Raw genomic sequence first — 18,187 nt, 5'->3', positions numbered from 1 at the left:
ATAATTTAGCAGTTAAAATGATACACACAACTCACTCAATACGAGTACGTTACGGAGAAACAGACCCCATGAAATATGTCTATTACGGCAACTATGCTGAATACTTTGAGATTGGGAGAGTTGAACTTTTCCGCAGCATAGGAATGTCGTATGATGAAATTGAAAATCAGGGTATTTGGTTACCTGTTTCGGAGTATAAAATTAAGTATTTAAAGCCAGCTTTATACGATCAAAAACTAGAAATACACACTTACGTTAAAAAAATTCCGGGAGTGAGGATTGAATTCGACTATGAGATTTTCAATGAAGAAAAAATTAAAATTACAGAAGCTTCCACTACTCTATTTTTTCTCGATGCCCAAACCAATAAAGTCATAAAATGTCCGGATTTTCTGATGAAGCTTATCAAAGAAAACTGGAAAACAGATAGTATATAATAAACATATGAAGATTGCATTCCTAGGTCCGCAAGCCAGCTTCACACAACTGGCTGCTACACAACTTTTCCCAGATGAGGAGCTTTTGCCTCAAGCCAATATTTTAGATTGCTTTATCGCTGTTGAAAACGGCGAGGTGGACAAAGCTGTAGTTCCTCTTGAAAATTCTATTGAAGGAACAGTTTCCATGACGCTTGATTATTTATATAAAACACCTTCAATAAAGATAGAAGCCGAAGCGATAATGCCGATCGCCCATCACTTAATGATCCATCCTGATCATTTGGTAGAAGAAACTGAAAAAATTTATTCGCATCCACAAGCTTTGGCGCAAAGCTTTCACTTTTTGGACACCCATTATAAAACAGTTCAAAGGCAGGATTTTTCATCTACTGCCGCTGCTGCCAAATATGTCTCAGAAAACCCGGATCTTAAGATTGCTGCTGTTGCCAACCAGTTTGCAGCCAATTTATACGGCTTAAAAATTGTTCACCGGAATATCCAGGATTTTGAACAGAATCATACAAGATTTATTATAATTTCCAAGCAACAGAATTCTTATGATAATCATAAACTTGATGTATTAGGCGAAAAATCAGGTCTACTGATCACTCTCCCCGAAGATCATGCCGGAGGCTTGCATCAGGTTTTATCTGTTTTTGCATGGAGAAAGATGAATCTTAGCAAGATTGAATCCAGAACGTTGAAAACAGGGCTTGGAAACTATTTCTTTTTCATCAACGTGGTTGGAAAATGGGAGCCAATTCTCCATGAAAATGCTTTAGAAGAATTAAAATCACTCAACGTTGACATAGATTTCCTTGGTAACTATAAAGAATACTTGTTGGAAGGTTAATTTGTCACTCTTTTATAAGACATAAATGCATACTCATGCTGTCAGAAATACTGACAGCATTTTTTATTGTTTTTTTTTATTGGTTTAAAATATTAAGGCAAACAAGTCATTTACATTTTTCACATACACAAGAATAATTTATTTATGGGGTAAAACGCAACACATATTTAAATTATAATTAAAATATTTCTAATAAATATGGATTACAATTAAAAATTTAATAAAAATAAGGCATAATTTTTGCTGTTAATTTTTAGGAACTAATTAAAAAATTTACTACTCATGAAAACTAAGATTTGTACTTTAATTTTGGCGCTATCTTCTATTTCCGCTTTTTCACAGGTTGGGATTAATACAACAACGCCCACAGCGACGCTTGACGTGAACGGTACAGCGAAGATCAGGGACACTCCTTTATCTCCTACACTTACCAACGCACAGGTTTTGGCAGTTGACCAAGGAACCTTTCAGGTGGTTAAGGTAACTCCACAGACTATCTTCGATGGTACAGTGAACGCTTCAGTGTATGCAGCAAAAAAAACTGCTCCAATCACTTTATTGAATTTAGGGATCTTCCCGGCTGGATTTCAAGTTGTAAACTTCTTGCAAAGTGAAAGAAACGTAGGAAACTCAGCGTTATTCTCAGACGTTGATAACTCTTACACTATTCCATCAGCGGGAGTGTATGCAGTAGGATATTCATTCCGATTAGGAACAGGTTTACAAGCTTCCTTATTAACTGGCGGACCTGGAATCGGTATTTTAAGAACAAGAGCCGGTGTATCAACTATTATCGACAGCCGTCCTTTTAGTGGGCTTACTATACCTTTGGTATTGAGTTTAACGATCTCAGAATCCAATATCAGCTCTCTTTATACTTTCCAGGCAGGTGATAAAATTTCCTTTGGACTTACAGATTCCGGAGTTATTAGTGCCGGATTATTGGGATCAAGTATCGGATCTTTTTATGTTTATAAAGTATCCAACTAATATTAGTACAGTTTAATCACTCTACATAACTGATCCATCACATTTTATGTGGTGGATTAGTTTTTGCTACCATTCTGATATAAATATTTATATTTAAATTAAAAATCAGGAAATGGAAATTGCTCTAATTATTATTTTACTCTTGGCAGTTCTGTTAAGTCACAACAAGCTTAACGGTAAAATCCGGAAACTTGAAAATGAAATTATTGAGCTCAATAAAAAACTTCTACACCAAAATCAAGAACTTCCTGAAAAAAAACAAGAGCAGCCACCACTTCACTCTCCTCTCACCCCGATTCAAAACATCAGCTCAGGAAGCCCTTTAGAACAAAAGGCAGACGTGAATTTGTCACAAAAAGATTGGCTGAGCCCTATATTTGATTTCTTAAAACAAAACATATTAACCGTTATCGGGATCTTTACACTTGTATTGGGAATCGGCTATTTTGTAAAATATGCTATTGACAAAAACTGGATTGGCGAAACAGCACGTGCTGTAATTGGCTTATGCACCGGAGCAGGAATCATTATTACAGGTCATTTTCTACGGAAGAATTATAATACATTCTCCTCTATTATTACAGGAGGCGGAATTGCGGTATTATATTTTTCGATGACCATTGCCTTCCGGGAATATCATATTTTCGCTCAAAGTACCGCTTTTATCATCATTTGTCTTATTACTCTTTTCTCCATTATCCTGTCTTATCATTACAATAGCCAGGTTTTAATTGTATGCTCATTATTCGGAGGTTTTCTTGCTCCGCTTATGGTGAGCACGGGACAAAGTAATTATGTTTTTCTTCTTACCTATGTAACGATATTGAATATAGGGATGCTCATTATTGTATTTCTGAAAAATTGGAAAAGTATCAGCTGGATCGCGTTGATATTTACCAATATTTATCTTTTCTACTGGGTCCTTGAAAAAACTGATTTAACTAGCATTTACTTTTACATTATTACTTATATCATATTTTACGCCTTCGCATTACATGATTACCAGAAGAAAAATATACTTGCCGTGATAGATATCCTGATGCTGGTTTTGATCAATTTCACCAGTGTTATTGGTTTAGTATATATTTTCAATGAACTGAAATATGAGCCGGCCATTATATTCCCATTGATTTTTGCGCTTGTGAACGCTGTACTTTTATATAGAGAGCATGAAAAAAAAGATGCTGGAATTCCCTATTCTGTTTTTACAGGAATTACAGTAAGTCTGATCACATTGGCTTTCGCACTTCAGTTTAAAACAAATCTTATCACCAGTGTCTGGGCAGTAGAAGCCACACTTTTACTTTTTATATGGAAAAAAACAGGATTCAATATTTTCAAAATATGTTTTTATGTTTTATTTCCTTTGGTGATTTTGGTTCAGATGATTACCTGGGCGGAGTATTTAACATTAAAACAATTATCTGTTGTTTTCAATCCTATATTTCTGACCAGCCTTGTGACGATCTTCACGATTTTCATCAATTTATATTTATTAAGAAAACAGAAAGAAATTGATACATCCGGAACTCTCTTTTTTGAAAACCTTTTCATCATTTTAAGTTATGGAATCATTTATCTGGCTGTCCTGTTTGAAATTCTTTACCACATTTCAGATCTGCAATTCCCTGTTATTATCAGCACCGGCTTATTGTTCAGCATTTATTATCTGTTCATTTTACTCTTACTGTGTAAACCGCTAAACATTACCAGAGCCTTTGAAACAGGATTCATCTATCTTTTTTTATTTTTAGTAATCATTCATACATTTCTCTCCTCATCAATGATTACAGACGGAATTTTGAAAAAAGAAATTTCCGGAAGCTATTACTTTTTCTATTTATTATATCTGATTCCATTTATTGCCATAGTTTGGAAACTTATTTCTTCAACACATTTCTTTATCAATAGTATTGCCTATTGGTACGTTTCTCTGGCCATCGTTATGGTTGTCAGTTCTGAGTTATTTCACGGATATATTGTAATGAATGCTGAAAATAGGGAACAATCTTATCCATTAAAAGAGCATTTCAGCATTTTATATTTACCCATTATCTGGGCGATTCTGGCCAGTACTTTTATTTATACCGGCTTAAAAAGGAATATTCCCGAACTTAATAAAATAGGGTTTGTTCTTGTTGGAATTATGATTATAAAACTATATGCCTATGATGTATGGCAAATGGACAATGTTTCCAGGATCATTGCATTTATTATATTGGGAATCATTTTATTATTGAGTTCATTTCTATTCCAAAGACTTAAAAATATGATCAAAAAACTGGTGGATCATAAAAATGAAAGCAATATAAATAAGAATTCAGAATCACAATAAAACCCTTTATTTATAGATAGTTTCTAAATTATTGTAAAATTTTGACCATATTTTATAAAAAATAACTATATTTATCACGTTTTTAATATATTCTATAGATTATGAAAAAATTACTCTACTCTTTTTTAATATTTGCTTCTGCTACTTTATTTGCACAGAAGAGCACTACTACCAAGTTTGCTGTAGCCGATAATATCGTTGGAACAGTAGATCTGTTTAATGCTAAAAAAGACCTTGTGCAAAGCATGCATGTATACAAAAACCCTGCTGCATTGCCTCAGTCTCTTAAAAAATTCAGTTATCTTGCAGATAACGGGATTGCAGAATTCAAACTTAAGAAAACCGAAGTGCTGGACAGAATTTCTTTGGCTCAGTTGAATGAGCAGGAAGGTGTAGCAAAAAGCACTCCTGTTTTAATTGACGGTTATGAATTTACTGATACGGAAACTAAGGTTTACGCTGATATTTTCAAGAAAATAGAAGTAAAAGACAATAATGGCCAAAAAGCTGTTTTTATTTCCACAAAATAATTTTACTATTATATAATAAAAAAGGATGCTCAATGAGCATCTTTTTTTAATATTTATTATTCCATTTCTTTTTTAACTCATCATAAATCTTCTTTTCCGTTGCATTATTTCCAGGTTCATATAGCTTTACATCTTTGATTTCCTCCGGCAGGAAATCCTGATCCACAAAACTTCCTTCATAGGAATGGGCATATTTATAATCTTTTCCGTAATCCAGATCCTTCATGAGCTTGGTCGGCGCATTTCTGAGATGAAGCGGAACAGGTAGATTTCCGGTTTTCTTCACCAGTGCCAAAGCATCGTTAATCGCCATATAGGTAGAGTTACTTTTGGGTGACACAGCCAGATAAACAGCCGTTTCACTTAAAATGATCCTTGCTTCCGGATTTCCGATCACATTCACAGCCTGAAAGCAATTGTTCGCTATTACCAATGCATTTGGATTGGCCAAACCAATATCTTCAGCTGCTAAAATAAGCATTCTTCTCGCTATGAATTTAATATCTTCTCCGCCTGCAATCATTCTTGCCAACCAATAAACGGCTCCATTGGGATCACTTCCTCTCATCGATTTGATAAAAGCAGAAATGATATCATAATGTTGTTCCCCATTCTTATCATATAAAGCCATCGTTTCCTGTAACACGGAAAGTACATCTTCATTGCTGATTTCTTTGTTCCCTGAATCTTTGAATTGGTTTAGAACAAGCTCTACAGAATTGATCAGCTTTCTTGCGTCTCCACCGGAATATTGGATGAAAGCTTCTTTTTCTTTAACTGTAAAACCTGTATTTTCTTCCAGATTGTAACTGTGAACGGCAATATCAATCAGTTCTTCCAGTTTTTCATAGCTCAATGCTTTCAACACATATACCTGGCTTCTGGAAAGCAGTGCCGAAACCACTTCAAAGCTTGGGTTTTCCGTTGTGGCTCCAATCAGTATGATCCATCCTTTTTCTACAGCATGGAGAAGAGAATCCTGCTGAGACTTATTGAACCGGTGGATCTCATCAATAAATAAGATCGGAGACTTCCCTGAAAACAGGTTCTGTTTTTTGGCCTCATCAATGACATCTCGTACATCTTTCACTCCGGAAGAAACAGCAGAAAGCTTGAAAAACTTCCTTCCTGATTTTTCAGAGATAATTTCTGCCAAAGTGGTTTTCCCCGTTCCTGGGGGTCCCCAGAAAATAAGAGAATTCAGAGTGTCGTTTTCAATCATTTTCCGGATTGTGCCTTTTTCTCCGGTAAGGTGCTCCTGTCCAAGAACTTCATCCAGGTTCTTGGGTCTCAATTTTTCGGCTAATGGTATATTTGGGCTCAAAGTATCTTAAAATTTAGGATAAATATCAGATTTTATACATCTGAAACTTCTAACAAATTTAAACTAATTTTCATTTTTTTACCCTATTTTTGCATTGTTTTGAAACTTACATTCAATAAAATCATCACTTTTCCCCTGGTAATTTTGATCAAATTTTACCAATGGTTCATCTCGCCTTTACTTCCCAAAAACTGCCGTTATGAGCCTACCTGTTCCCATTATATGGTGGAAGCATTACAGGTCCACGGTGTTTTCAAAGGGTTTTGGATGGGAGTGAAAAGAATTTCAAGATGTCATCCATGGGGCGGAAGCGGTTATGATCCCGTTCCACCCAAAAAATAAATATCAATAAACAAACTATTAAATCAATAGAAATGAGTACCCTATTTTTCAGAATTTACCTTGTCATATTTGCGTTGATGACCCAATGCTTTTTTGCGCAGAACAATAAGGACAGCTTATCCGATGGAACTTTAAAAATAAATTCAGCTGAAATCCCGGTAAAGATCTATACTACCTCAGAAATTAGCAATCTAACTGCTTTTGCAGACAGGAAAATAGATCAGAATGTTCTGGTAATTCTGAACAAATCTAATTTTGAGCCTGCTTATTTTAATTTCAGTGCGCTGACTTTAAGCAAATTAAAAAACGTGAAATATCAGTTCTTTGATAAAAACTTCAAATTGATTGATACAGCAGTTACTCCTGAAAATATCGAGACTTTTAAATATGCCGTAAAATCGCAAAAACCAGTTACTGCTTCCGATAGTGTAGAATTGGAAACTCCATTTAAAATCTGGGATCCTTCAACAGGAATTCATTTAGGACCGATTACATTACATTATTATAGTTTGATGTTCATTTTCGCCTTTGGATTCGGGTATATTTTGATGACCAAAATTTTCAAAATCGACAATGTTAATCAAAAGTATCTTGAACCCCTTTTTACATGGACCTTAATCGGAACGATTCTGGGTGCGAGAATGGGGCACGTTATTTTCTATCAGCCGGAATTATTTAAAGAGGATTTCTGGAGCGTATTTTTACCAATCAGCACTAAAAATGGTCTGAAATTTACAGGATTCTCAGGATTAGCAAGTCATGGAGCAACGATTGCCTTAATATTTACCACTCTTTATTATTCATTTAAGATCATAAAGAAGAATCCTTTCTGGGTGTATGATAGATTAGGAATCGTAGTTGCTTTAGGTGGTGCTTTTGTAAGAATGGGGAATTTCTTCAACTCAGAAATCATTGGTAAGCCGGTAGATCCCAATTCTCCGTTTGCTTTACTTTTCCCACAGCAAAGCAAAGAATATGGTGTTACCATTCCTCGTTATCCTACTCAGTTATTTGAGGCGGCAGGATATGTAGCGTTGTTCGTTTTGCTTTGGTTCTTATACAGAAAGACAGATAAGAAATATCAGCAGGGATGGTTGTTTGGATTGTTCTTCATTATTCTTTGGGCGATCAGATTCTTTGTTGAATTCCTGAAAGAACCACAAGGCGAGGAATTCATTGAATTCGGTGGATTAAATACCGGACAAGTTCTTTCTATTCCTTTTATGATTGCGGGAGTTGTCATTATGATCATGTCTAAAAAATTCAAGATCACACAGGCGGAAAACGAAAAACCTGAGTAATTTATTTAACAGAATATACATTTAAAAAGGCAAAATTGCAAACCGCAAATTTGCCTTTTTTACTTTTTTAATCCTTCATAATAGCTTACAATTTAGGAGCTGTCCTCCTATTAAGTTCCTCAAAAACATTTCCAAATTCATGGATTACATCCGTTGGCAACATGGCTTCTTTAGAATATTTTTCAGCTGCATAATCAGCCGCTTTTCCATGAAACCAGGCGCTTAAAACAGCTGTGTTTTCTTCGGAATATCCCTGGGCTAAAAATGAAGTTAGAATTCCGGTCAGAATATCTCCGCTTCCTCCTTTTGCCAAACCGGAATTTCCTGTAATATTATAATAAACACTACCTTCCGGAGTAATAACCTGAGTGTGATGGTCTTTTAACACAATATAAATCTGCAGATCTTTTGCTTTCTTACGAGCCAGCTCTACCCTTTTAAAGGAATTTTCCGTACTTCCAAAAAGTCTTTCAAATTCTTTAGGATGAGGAGTGATAATGGAATTCTGAGGAATCAACGGTAGGCTTTTATCATCTTTAGAAATGATATTCAGAGCATCTGCATCTATTATCAATGGTTTTGAATATTTTTTTAAAAACTGAAGAAAACTTTTCTCCGTTTCAGGCCGGGTTCCCAACCCGGGGCCAATTCCACAAACCGAATCTTTTTCTACTTCAAATTTATCAATACATTGAGTTCCACCTTCTATAAACATTGCTTCGGGACAAGATGTCTGGAGGATTTCATATCCACATTGAGGTGCTAATGTAAAAGTCAATCCAGCTCCAGTTCTCAAAGCTGATTTCGTAGATAAAACAGCAGCACCCATTTTTCCATAACTTCCAGCCACTAAGGTCGCTCTCCCATACGTTCCTTTATGTGAAAATTCCTGTCTGGGTTTAAAAATAGATTCCACAAGGCTGTCATCAATAACAAAATCACTGGTCTTGGTCTTTGAAATATATGCTTTACTGAGATCAATATCCAGAATAATCACTTTTCCGGTATATTTTCCTGTTTCGGGATGCAAGAAGCTCTTCTTCCAGCATTGGAAACTTAGTGTATAATCTGCCTTGAATATTGTAGAATTATTTTCCGTTAAACTGTCTGTAAATAAGCCAGATGGTACATCTATGGAAATTTTTATATTATTTCTCTCGTTCAGTTTGTCGATCAATATTTTATATTCTCCATCTATTTTTCTGGATAATCCTGTTCCAAATAGTGCATCAACAATAATTGTTTTACTATCAAAATGATATTGATCAATATCTTTGAAGCTTTTACTATAAATTCCTGAAAAATCTCTTAGTTTTTTGAAATTCACGGCTGCATCTTCAGAGAATTTCTGACTGGAATCAACGAATATATCTACATCAAACCCTTTCAAGTAAAGCATTCTTGCGATGGCCAATCCATCTCCTCCATTATTCCCATTTCCGCAGAATACAGCAATCTTTTTATGATTTTTACAATTTTCCGATATCCAGTTCGAACAAGCCTGTGCAGCCCTTTCCATCAGCTGAATGGAAGAAACCGGTTCATTTTCAATGGTAAACCTGTCCCATTTTCGTATTTGTTCTGCTGTAAGTATTTTCATTTTCAGGTAATTTGATTAAATTTAACAATAATAATTCCAAGATGAAGAGAATTTAAGCCGAAAAATAATGGGAACTATTGATGTTTAAATTTTTAAAACCTACTTTTGTATATAACAATAAACAAAAAAATATAAATTATGGGATTTATCAAAGAATTTAAAGAATTTGCCATCAAAGGCAACGTTATTGATCTGGCGGTAGGGGTAATTATCGGTGGAGCTTTCGGTAAGATTGTTTCTTCATTCGTAGAAGATGTTATTACTCCGCTTCTTCTTAATCCTGCCATGAAAGCTGCAGGTGCAGATAACATTAAAGAATTGGCATGGAATGGAGTTACTTATGGTAACTTTTTGTCAGCGGTCATCAACTTCTTCTGTATTGCCCTGGTTCTTTTCATTATGATAAAAGGAATTAACAGGATCAGCAAAAAAGAGGAACCAGCTCCAGCCGGACCTACTGACGATCAGAAATTATTAACTGAAATCAGAGATCTGTTGAAAAGCAACAGAAACGTATAAATAAAAAAAACACCTCTAATAGAGGTGTTTTTTTATTTTTTATCATAATCAGATTAGTGAATCTGCAAAATACTTGAGATCTGTTCTGCCAAAGAAAGCCCGATTCTATCCTGTGCTTCCAAAGTAGATGCTCCTGTGTGCGGCGTTAAAGAGATTTTTGGGTGATTTAAAATTTCCTTTGAAGGAGTCGGCTCATTGATGAAAACATCCAGCCCTGCAAATTTCACTTTCCCGGAATCTAATGCTTCAATTAAAGCAGCTTCATCAATCACTCCCCCTCTTGAACAGTTAACGACTGCTACGCCGTCCTTCATCATTTCAAATTCATTCTTACCGATCATGTAGCCTTCTTTTTGAGCTGGAACATGAAGGGTAATAAAATCTGAATGCTTTAAGACATCATGCAAAGGTTCTGTTTCAATATCAACGTTGATAAACTGATTGTTGTAGAATTTCACCTTAATACTCGCTCTTCCTACATTATTGTCAGCTGCAATTACTCTCATTCCTAAACCTAAAGCAATTCTCGCTACTTCCTGCCCGATTCTTCCCATTCCAACAATACCAATGGTTTTTCCTCTAAGCTCAATCCCCGCCGTATATGCTTTTTTAAGTGCTGCAAATTCAGTATCTCCTACTAAAGGCATTTTCCTGTTGGAGTCCTGTAAAAATCTTGCCCCTGAAAATAAATGAGCAAAAACCAATTCTGCAACGGATTCCGAAGAAGCGGAAGGTGTATTGATCACATGAATCCCTTTTTCTCTTGCATAATCCACATCAATATTATCCATTCCTACTCCACCTCTTCCAATGATGTCTAATGACGGACAGTTATCAATAATATCTTTTCTTACCTGGGTTGCACTTCGCACCAGTAAAGTACGGATCTTATGTTCATTAATATATTCTACTAAAAATTCCTGGGGAACTTTTGTAGTGATCACTTCAAAACCTTTTTCTGTTAATGCATCAATCCCTGATTGATCCAAGCCGTCATTTGCTAAAACTTTCATTAAACTTATATTATTTTTTAAATCCGAGCGTAATATCCAGATTCAGAATCATTTTTTTAGTCTTTAAACACTTCAATGGTCACCTGTTTTTCTACCATATCCGTAAATTTCCCTTTATATCTTGTTGCTCTTACCAAGTGATTATCAATCCAATGATAATTCCCGCCTCTTGGCTTTCCGCATAATACACTGTGATACTTGAAACCGTGCTTATCCAGCCAATCGATCGTAATTTGCTTTAAATTTTCAGTTCTTGAAGTGAAAAAGCAGATTTGATGCCCTTCATCATACCATTTGTTAATGGTTTCCAATGCATCAGGATATGGTTCACATGTAACCATTCTTTCCGGTTCTTCATTCGGAACGTCGTCTGTAATAGTCCCGTCGATATCGATTAAGTAGTTCTTTACTCCGTCCTTCAAAATTGGACTTATGTGGTCTTTATATTCTAATTCCATCATTAAATTTTGAATGGCAAAGGTACGGTTTTTCAACCAGAAAGAATCTTTAAACTGAACTTCATTGAAAATTTACTAAATAAATTAATATTTAATGAATAAAATTAACTATTACTTTACATTTTATGCAATCTGGTTAAAATTTTTCATTTTATCAGATGTAGTCCAAAAACACATGTTCTTTTTAAATCTGATTAAATTGATACATCATTAACTGACAAATATGATGTTTCACCAAAAATTTCCAAAATACATTTATTACTCTTACATTTGTAGGAATGGAAGAATTTGTAGTTTTAGTAAATCCTGAAGATGAAGTTTTAGGTTTGATGGAAAAGCAGCAAGCTCATGTAAACGGTTTACTGCACAGGGCTTTTTCCATTTTTCTGTTCAACAGTAAAGGTGAAATGCTCCTTCAGAAAAGAGCTGCTAAAAAATACCATTCTCCGAATCAATGGACGAATGCAGTATGCTCACACCCCAGAAATGGGGAGACTTATCTTGACGGAGCTACAAGAAGATTAAAAGAAGAACTGGGAATCACGGCTGATCTTTCCGAAAAATTCAATTTTATCTATAAAGCGGATGTGGGTGAAGGACTTTGGGAGCATGAGCTTGACCATGTATTTATAGGCAATTATGAAGGAGAGTTTAATCTGAACAAAGATGAAGTGGACGAGGTAAGATATGTTTCCATGAAAGAGCTTGACCAGGAATTATCTCAAAACCCCGAACATTTCACGAAATGGTTCAAGATCATTCTTGAAGAGTATAAACATCATTTTTAAATGTATGATGAAAAGAGTATCATTATTACTTACATTTTTAATAAGCTTTACCGTTTTTGCGCAAAAAACAAGTACTAAAGTCTTTGACAACCCGAATTATTCCATTTCCGTTCCTGAAATATGGAAAGTGATGAATACTGAAGATATCGTCAATATTTTCCCTGATAACCAGATAGGAGCTATTACCATTTCAGAATACCATAATCTTGCACTTCCTAAAAGCGAAACCAAAAAATTCATCCTTGCGCTTTATCATTCCACCGATGAGGAAGACAAAATAAAGAGCAGGAACGGCAAAAAAGGATATACAGAATATAATTACGAATATTTTGATGAAAAAGAAAAGCTTTACTGGATCACAAAAGTTTTTCAGAAAGAAAAAGACCTTTATCTCATCACCATCAATTGCAAACAGAAGTATTGGAATGGTAATTATATGAGTCTTTTCAACGAAACCTTTAACAGTTTTAAAATAAAGAAATAAAGAAATAAAGAAATAAAAAATAAACATGAAGAAAACAGCCTTGTACGACAAACACGTTTCTTTGGGAGCGAAAATAGTACCTTTTGCAGGTTTTGAAATGCCTGTACAATATTCAGGAGTTACTGAAGAGCATTTTGCAGTAAGAGAAAAAGCAGGATTATTTGACGTTTCCCACATGGGACAGTTTTTCATCGAAGGTCCGGGTTCTAAAGAACTTTTACAATATGTTACAACCAACAATGTAGATGCTTTGGAAAACGGAAAAGCTCAATATTCTTGCCTTCCTAATGAAAATGGTGGAATTGTGGATGATTTGATCGTCTATAAAATGGAAGACAACAAATATTTTGTAGTGGTGAATGCTTCCAATATTGATAAAGACTGGAATCATATCTCAAAATACAATACTTTCGGGGCTCAGATGACCAATGCTTCTGATGAGATGTCTCTTTTGGCTGTTCAAGGTCCGAAAGCAACGGAAATCCTTCAGAAATTAACAGATACCAACCTTTCTGAGATTCCTTACTATCACTTCACAGTAGGATCTGTTGCGGGGGTAAATGATGTAATCATTTCCAACACCGGTTATACAGGAAGTGGAGGTTTTGAGATCTACTTCAAAAACGAATCTGCGGAAAAGCTTTGGGATGAAATCATTAAAGCCGGAGAAGCGGAAGGAATCATTCCTTGCGGATTGGCTGCAAGAGATACTTTAAGATTGGAAAAAGGTTTCTGCTTATACGGAAATGACATTGATGACACCACTTCTCCTATTGAAGCAGGATTAGGATGGATCACCAAGTTTGATAAAGATTTTGTGTCTAAAGATACTTTTGCCAAGCAAAAAGAAGAAGGGGTAAACAGAAAATTAGTTGGTTTTGAGCTTCAGGATAAAGGGGTTCCAAGACACGATTATCCTGTTGTAGATGCAGAAGGCAATGTAATCGGTAAGGTAACTTCCGGAACTCAGTCTCCAATGAAGAAAATAGGTTTGGGATTGGCGTATGTTGATAAACCTCACTTCAAGCTTGGATCTGAAATCTTTATTCAGGTAAGAAATAAGAATATTCCTGCAAAAGTGGTGAAAGCTCCTTTTGTGTAAGAATATGTAAATATTAAAAAGCGGCCAATTATGGCCGCTTTTTTTTCATCATTCATATATCTGTACTGTTGATAACAGTTCGGATTTGTAGTTATAAATATCATCAATAGAGCTTAATAATTTTCTCTCTCCATTATCTTTACCATTGTTGAATAACTCAATATATTTATTTGATGAATTAAAATGCAACCTGCATATTGGCTTTCTATTATTATCATCTAATAAAATACCAAAATAAGACTGAGTATCTCTAAATGCTATTCTTTTGGCTGGAATAATTTCTCTTAAAATTGCTTTAACAATCTGTGATCCTTCCACTTCTTCTTCCGTTGTTATAAATTTGGCTGATTCAGCATTAACATCTATAGATTTAATATTTTCATCTTCTTTTGAAGGAATAGACTCATTTATACTTAATGCATTTTTCAATCTAAAATTAATAGAATCATTAATATAATTTGAAAAAGCCTTTTTAGTATATTCTTTAAAAGTAGTAAGCCGATTTGCAGTCAATGGTTTATCAAAAAAACGGTTAACCAGCAATCTAACAATATCATCTGATGGATCACGCAATTCTTTTTCAAATTCACTCTTAATAGCCTTAATATATTTTAAAGCTTCTGCCGAATCTAAAATACTTTCAAGATTGTACCCATTTTTTGTAAAATTCTCCAATATTTTTAATGAGGAATCCTTTAAATTAGATAGATCTAAAGTGAAAAAGGGTTTCTCGTCCATAATATTAGGCCTTTCCAAATCAGAATAAAAATTATAAACATGCCCATTCGTTAAAACCCCAAATCTGGATTTAGATACATGATAATATCTATGAAGCTGAGAATTGTGTGCATCTGCTTTTTCTTTCCAATGTTTACATTCTATAATCAAGATAGGATTACCATCTTTTTTAATGACGTAATCAACCTTTTCTCCTTTTTTTGTTCCTATATCACAAATAAACTCTGGAACAACTTCAGTTGGGTTAAAAATATCATATCCCAATATTTGAATAAATGGCATTACAAAAGCATTTTTTGTTGCTTCTTCTGTATTTATATCGTCTTTTAATGCATCTACCCTTTGATGTAGCTGTTCTAATTTAAACTTTAATTCATTTTCCATGGTTAATGATTTTACCACAAATAAAAGAAAACATCCTGTCAATAGATTACGGAAAACCGTAATTGAAATATTGAGATGACTAGTAAAAAACGAGAATATATTATAGCATTAAAAAACCGCAGAATATTCTGCGGTTTTTATTTTATATCAACTTTTCAAGCCTATCTTTCTGACAAAGGAGAATCTAACTTAGTATTCTTACTATCTCAATTAATCTTAATGGTTTATTGAGATTCTTCGCTCCATTTCATTTCACTCAGAATGATAAATTTCTATTAATTTACTCCGAAAAACTCCCTCAAAGCTTCTACATTCTTCTTATCATTTCCTACAAAGATTTTATCATCAGTAATGAAAACCGGACGTTTCAGAAAAGTATAATGATCCAGCAATAACTTCTTAAAATCTTTTTCTTCCAAAGATTTGGCATCTATTCCTCTTGATTTGATCTGGGTAGACTTTTTACTGAATAAGGCTTCATAAGACTTTGTCTTTTTATACATTTCCGCCAATTCTTCTTTGGTCACCGGCTCTTTTTTGATTTCACGAAGTTCCCAATCCGTAAGGTCAAACTGTGCTAATATCTTTCTGCATGTATCACACGTGTTCAGGTAAAATACTTTTTTCATTTTCCGCTTCTTATTTCTTTTTTATTGATTATAAGTATATTTTAAGCTTTCGAACTTCAAAAGTAGGATTTAATCCAAGATTTTGAAAATTATTAAATACCTTTATTCAAATTTTTATATCAATGGAGAATAAGCCTATTACTTTTCAGTTTATTTCAGAGCCCTCAGATGTTAATTACGGAGGAAATGTTCATGGAGGAAGTGTTATGAAATGGATTGATCAGGCGGGTTATGCGTGTGCAACCACCTGGAGTGGTAACTATTCTGTCACAGTTTATGTAGGCGGAATTCGTTTTTATGACCCTATCAAAATCGGGGAAGTTGTACAGGTGGAAGCACAGGTAATTTACACTGGAACTTCGAGCATGCATATTGCGATCAATGTGTCTTCAAGGAATCTAAAGCAGCCTAAATTTGATAAAAAAACACACTGCATTATTGTTTTTGTTGCTGTAGATGAAAACGGGAAGAAGCTTCCGGTTCCAAAATGGATTCCGCAAACGGAAGAAGAAAAGCAGTTGGAACAATACGCAAAACGTTTGATGGAGCTGAGAACTCAGATCGAAGATGAAATGAAACCTTTTTTATAACCAAAGTTCAATGCTCAGAAAAGATTTTGTCACTCTTTCCTCTTTAGGTCTGCTCGGATTATATTCTTGCGGAATTTCAGGTGTTACTCAACGTAAAAAACCTTTAGCGATACAGCTTTACACTATTCGTGATGCTATTTCTCAAAATCCGGAAAAAGCTCTTGAAAGACTGGCTAATTTGGGCTATAAAGAGGTAGAAATTTATGGGTATAACGGTACTTTTTTTGGTAAAAACAGAAGTGAATTTCAATCTATTCTGAAAAATACGGGTTTAAAAGTGATAAGCTCTCATCATACAACAGGACTGCTTGATAAAAGCCCGGGGACTTTATTGAATGACTGGGAAAAAACCGTTGAAGATCTGAGTTTCCTTGGAACAAAATTCATGGTTTGCTCTTATCTTTTCCCTGAAGAAAGAACAACAGCACATTACAAAAAACTTCCTGAATTATTGGAGAAATCCGGTGAGGTCACTCAAAAATCCGGTATTCAGATGGCTTATCACAACCATGATTTTGAGTTTGAGAAATGGGATGAGAAAGGAAATATTTATGATTTTATCCTGGAAAACTCGTCTCCTGAACTAGTGAAAATGGAGATGGATCTTTACTGGATCTCAAAAGCAGGCCTCGATCCTCTATCCTATTTTGAAAAATATCCGGGAAGATTCCCCCTATGGCATGTAAAAGATATGCAGAAAGACAGTAAAGATTTTACGGAAATTGGAAACGGAATTATTGATTTCAAGAGGATTTTTGAAGCCAAAGAAAAAGCCGGGCTTAAACATTGGTTCGTAGAGCAGGACTCAAGTGATAAAGATATTTTCGAAAGCATTAGCATAAGCCGTGATTATATTCAGAAGAATCATTTTTTCTTTTGATAATTCTAGAGATAACATTTACTAGCTATGAGAAATATTTTCATTTTGCTGTTTCTATTATTGATAACACCTGCAGCATCGCAAACCCACAGGTTCATTTATGAACTCCAATTGAAAATGGACTCCACTGAAAATGAATATCAGAAATTCAATATGATATTGGATATCAATTCAAAGGAGGTGAAATTTTATGGCCGGAATCTTTTGATAGCAGACTCATTAAACAAAAAGTTTGGGAATATGGATAACAAACATGTTGACATGAGCGGACAAATTGTGAAGAGAAAAATGAACAGTTTTGATAACGAAAATTTCATCAATATCAAGTTTGGGTACTATTCTTTTAAGACAACCGATAAAATAAACTGGACAATTTCTGATGAAACTAAAAATGTTCAGGGTTATAAGCTTCAAAAGGCCACTACCACATTTGGCGGAAGAAATTGGACAGTATGGTTCAGCAAAGATATTCCTTTTAATGAAGGGCCTTTTAAATTCCGTGGATTACCCGGATTAATTTTCGAAATCCAGGATTCCAACAATAATTTCATTTATCATTTAATCAAAAGCCAGAAATTACCGAATGTCATCTCTACCGACGATTTTCTGGAATCTAATTTTGGAACTAAAGCTATTCCTGTTACAGAAAAACAGAAGAAAAAGCTTTTGACGGAATTTTATAATGATCCTTTTGTCTTTGAAAGAACTAATTTCAGTAAAGCCAATACGAATCTTAATATCAATATCAACGGAAAAGAAATACGCACGCTTGATGACCTTAACACCCAAACTAAAAATATGCAGGAAGTTATCCGGAAGTATAACAATCCTGTTGAAATAGATAAAGCGATCCGTTATTAAAATTAATTAAGAGACTTACATTCATA

General features: G+C 34.6%; 20 protein-coding genes. 14 read left to right on the top strand and 6 right to left on the bottom strand.

Translation table 11 applies throughout. The annotated features are described in order from the left end of the window. Positions 1-17 precede the first annotated feature (17 nt). The 5 genes from EGI05_RS00180 (at position 18) to EGI05_RS00160 (ending at position 5,148) form a co-directional block, all read left to right on the top strand. On the top strand, positions 18-437 hold the full coding sequence (locus tag EGI05_RS00180) for an acyl-CoA thioesterase (RefSeq protein ID WP_123261066.1): 420 nt from the start codon (positions 18-20) through the stop codon (positions 435-437). Positions 438-444: 7 nt separating this feature from the next. Beyond that, positions 445-1,293 carry a prephenate dehydratase gene (gene pheA / locus EGI05_RS00175; protein WP_123261065.1) on the top strand — a complete coding sequence of 283 codons (849 nt, stop codon included), beginning with the start codon at positions 445-447 and terminating at the stop codon, positions 1,291-1,293. Positions 1,294-1,575: 282 nt separating this feature from the next. Next, the gene (locus EGI05_RS00170) at positions 1,576-2,283 is read left to right on the top strand and encodes a hypothetical protein (protein WP_123261064.1); all 708 of its coding nucleotides are present in this window, start codon (positions 1,576-1,578) and stop codon (positions 2,281-2,283) included. Between the two features lie 112 nt (positions 2,284-2,395). Then, entirely contained in the window at positions 2,396-4,618 is a 2,223-nt protein-coding gene (locus tag EGI05_RS00165; protein WP_123261063.1) for a DUF2339 domain-containing protein, read from the top strand. Between the two features lie 101 nt (positions 4,619-4,719). Then, positions 4,720-5,148 carry a hypothetical protein gene (locus EGI05_RS00160; RefSeq protein WP_123261062.1) on the top strand — a complete coding sequence of 143 codons (429 nt, stop codon included), beginning with the start codon at positions 4,720-4,722 and terminating at the stop codon, positions 5,146-5,148. Between the two features lie 46 nt (positions 5,149-5,194). Here the strand turns inward: EGI05_RS00160 and EGI05_RS00155 are convergent, their stop codons facing one another. After that, positions 5,195-6,472 carry a replication-associated recombination protein A gene (locus EGI05_RS00155; protein WP_123261061.1) on the bottom strand — a complete coding sequence of 426 codons (1,278 nt, stop codon included), beginning with the start codon at positions 6,470-6,472 and terminating at the stop codon, positions 5,195-5,197. Between the two features lie 99 nt (positions 6,473-6,571). Here EGI05_RS00155 and yidD point away from each other — a divergent pair, with 99 nt between their 5' ends. After that, positions 6,572-6,814, top strand: a complete 243-nt coding sequence (gene yidD, locus EGI05_RS00150; RefSeq protein ID WP_185144942.1) for a membrane protein insertion efficiency factor YidD — start codon at positions 6,572-6,574, stop codon at positions 6,812-6,814. A gap of 434 nt (positions 6,815-7,248) precedes the next feature. Further along, positions 7,249-8,115, top strand: coding sequence for a prolipoprotein diacylglyceryl transferase (gene lgt, locus EGI05_RS00145; RefSeq protein WP_228428570.1), 867 nt, complete (start codon positions 7,249-7,251; stop codon positions 8,113-8,115). Between the two features lie 85 nt (positions 8,116-8,200). On the opposite strand, the gene EGI05_RS00140 is transcribed toward lgt, so the two are convergent. Further along, on the bottom strand, positions 8,201-9,715 hold the full coding sequence (locus EGI05_RS00140) for an NAD(P)H-hydrate dehydratase (protein WP_123261059.1): 1,515 nt from the start codon (positions 9,713-9,715) through the stop codon (positions 8,201-8,203). A 138-nt stretch (positions 9,716-9,853) separates the two neighbouring features. Between EGI05_RS00140 and mscL the strand changes: the two genes are divergently transcribed. Continuing rightward, positions 9,854-10,234, top strand: coding sequence for a large conductance mechanosensitive channel protein MscL (gene mscL / locus EGI05_RS00135; protein ID WP_123261058.1), 381 nt, complete (start codon positions 9,854-9,856; stop codon positions 10,232-10,234). 53 nt (positions 10,235-10,287) lie between these two features. Here mscL and EGI05_RS00130 read toward each other — a convergent pair whose 3' ends face one another. Both EGI05_RS00130 and EGI05_RS00125 read right to left on the bottom strand, forming a co-directional pair. Continuing rightward, on the bottom strand, positions 10,288-11,247 hold the full coding sequence (locus EGI05_RS00130) for a D-2-hydroxyacid dehydrogenase (RefSeq protein ID WP_123261057.1): 960 nt from the start codon (positions 11,245-11,247) through the stop codon (positions 10,288-10,290). A 56-nt stretch (positions 11,248-11,303) separates the two neighbouring features. Beyond that, on the bottom strand, positions 11,304-11,705 hold the full coding sequence (locus tag EGI05_RS00125; RefSeq protein ID WP_123262528.1) for an LNS2 domain-containing protein: 402 nt from the start codon (positions 11,703-11,705) through the stop codon (positions 11,304-11,306). 278 nt (positions 11,706-11,983) lie between these two features. Here EGI05_RS00125 and idi point away from each other — a divergent pair, with 278 nt between their 5' ends. From idi to gcvT, 3 genes are read left to right on the top strand one after another with little or no spacing between them, the layout of a single operon-like run. Next, positions 11,984-12,493, top strand: a complete 510-nt coding sequence (gene idi, locus EGI05_RS00120; protein ID WP_123261056.1) for an isopentenyl-diphosphate Delta-isomerase — start codon at positions 11,984-11,986, stop codon at positions 12,491-12,493. 4 nt (positions 12,494-12,497) lie between these two features. Then, the gene (locus tag EGI05_RS00115; RefSeq protein WP_123261055.1) at positions 12,498-12,977 is read left to right on the top strand and encodes a hypothetical protein; all 480 of its coding nucleotides are present in this window, start codon (positions 12,498-12,500) and stop codon (positions 12,975-12,977) included. A gap of 25 nt (positions 12,978-13,002) precedes the next feature. Continuing rightward, positions 13,003-14,079 (top strand): glycine cleavage system aminomethyltransferase GcvT, encoded by a 1,077-nt coding sequence (gcvT, locus tag EGI05_RS00110; protein ID WP_123261054.1) that lies wholly within the window; start codon positions 13,003-13,005, stop codon positions 14,077-14,079. Positions 14,080-14,127: 48 nt separating this feature from the next. Here the strand turns inward: gcvT and EGI05_RS00105 are convergent, their stop codons facing one another. Beyond that, the gene (locus EGI05_RS00105; RefSeq protein WP_123261053.1) at positions 14,128-15,201 is read right to left on the bottom strand and encodes a type I restriction endonuclease; all 1,074 of its coding nucleotides are present in this window, start codon (positions 15,199-15,201) and stop codon (positions 14,128-14,130) included. A gap of 275 nt (positions 15,202-15,476) precedes the next feature. Beyond that, complete coding sequence (locus EGI05_RS00100) at positions 15,477-15,830, bottom strand: arsenate reductase family protein (RefSeq protein WP_123261052.1); 354 nt, start codon at positions 15,828-15,830, stop codon at positions 15,477-15,479. Positions 15,831-15,952: 122 nt separating this feature from the next. On the opposite strand from EGI05_RS00100, the gene EGI05_RS00095 reads away from it, so the two are divergent. Genes EGI05_RS00095 through EGI05_RS00085 form a run of 3 tightly spaced genes read left to right on the top strand, consistent with a single transcriptional unit; the run spans position 15,953 to position 18,161 of the window. Continuing rightward, a complete protein-coding gene (locus tag EGI05_RS00095; RefSeq protein WP_123261051.1) occupies positions 15,953-16,420 on the top strand; it encodes an acyl-CoA thioesterase in 468 nt (155 codons plus the stop codon). A 10-nt stretch (positions 16,421-16,430) separates the two neighbouring features. Beyond that, positions 16,431-17,300: a sugar phosphate isomerase/epimerase family protein gene (locus EGI05_RS00090; RefSeq protein WP_123261050.1), complete on the top strand. Its 870-nt coding sequence runs from the start codon at positions 16,431-16,433 to the stop codon at positions 17,298-17,300. A gap of 27 nt (positions 17,301-17,327) precedes the next feature. After that, positions 17,328-18,161, top strand: a complete 834-nt coding sequence (locus EGI05_RS00085) for a GLPGLI family protein (RefSeq protein WP_123261049.1) — start codon at positions 17,328-17,330, stop codon at positions 18,159-18,161. Positions 18,162-18,187: the final 26 nt, after the last annotated feature.

The organism is Chryseobacterium daecheongense (genome assembly GCF_003729955.1).
In the GTDB taxonomy this organism is placed as follows: domain Bacteria; phylum Bacteroidota; class Bacteroidia; order Flavobacteriales; family Weeksellaceae; genus Chryseobacterium; species Chryseobacterium daecheongense.
The sequence above is the reverse complement of the archived record's forward strand: the minus strand, read 5'-3'. Positions and strand labels throughout refer to the sequence as shown.

Coding starts and splice junctions, on each gene's coding strand:
- EGI05_RS00180 (WP_123261066.1), top strand. CDS start 18: ATGATACACACAACTCACTCAATACGAGTACGTTACGGAGAAACAGAC.
- pheA (WP_123261065.1), top strand. CDS start 445: ATGAAGATTGCATTCCTAGGTCCGCAAGCCAGCTTCACACAACTGGCT.
- EGI05_RS00170 (WP_123261064.1), top strand. CDS start 1,576: ATGAAAACTAAGATTTGTACTTTAATTTTGGCGCTATCTTCTATTTCC.
- EGI05_RS00165 (WP_123261063.1), top strand. CDS start 2,396: ATGGAAATTGCTCTAATTATTATTTTACTCTTGGCAGTTCTGTTAAGT.
- EGI05_RS00160 (WP_123261062.1), top strand. CDS start 4,720: ATGAAAAAATTACTCTACTCTTTTTTAATATTTGCTTCTGCTACTTTA.
- EGI05_RS00140 (WP_123261059.1), bottom strand. CDS start 9,715: ATGAAAATACTTACAGCAGAACAAATACGAAAATGGGACAGGTTTACC.
- mscL (WP_123261058.1), top strand. CDS start 9,854: ATGGGATTTATCAAAGAATTTAAAGAATTTGCCATCAAAGGCAACGTT.
- EGI05_RS00130 (WP_123261057.1), bottom strand. CDS start 11,247: ATGAAAGTTTTAGCAAATGACGGCTTGGATCAATCAGGGATTGATGCA.
- EGI05_RS00125 (WP_123262528.1), bottom strand. CDS start 11,705: ATGGAATTAGAATATAAAGACCACATAAGTCCAATTTTGAAGGACGGA.
- idi (WP_123261056.1), top strand. CDS start 11,984: ATGGAAGAATTTGTAGTTTTAGTAAATCCTGAAGATGAAGTTTTAGGT.
- EGI05_RS00115 (WP_123261055.1), top strand. CDS start 12,498: ATGATGAAAAGAGTATCATTATTACTTACATTTTTAATAAGCTTTACC.
- gcvT (WP_123261054.1), top strand. CDS start 13,003: ATGAAGAAAACAGCCTTGTACGACAAACACGTTTCTTTGGGAGCGAAA.
- EGI05_RS00105 (WP_123261053.1), bottom strand. CDS start 15,201: ATGGAAAATGAATTAAAGTTTAAATTAGAACAGCTACATCAAAGGGTA.
- EGI05_RS00100 (WP_123261052.1), bottom strand. CDS start 15,830: ATGAAAAAAGTATTTTACCTGAACACGTGTGATACATGCAGAAAGATA.
- EGI05_RS00095 (WP_123261051.1), top strand. CDS start 15,953: ATGGAGAATAAGCCTATTACTTTTCAGTTTATTTCAGAGCCCTCAGAT.
- EGI05_RS00090 (WP_123261050.1), top strand. CDS start 16,431: ATGCTCAGAAAAGATTTTGTCACTCTTTCCTCTTTAGGTCTGCTCGGA.
- EGI05_RS00085 (WP_123261049.1), top strand. CDS start 17,328: ATGAGAAATATTTTCATTTTGCTGTTTCTATTATTGATAACACCTGCA.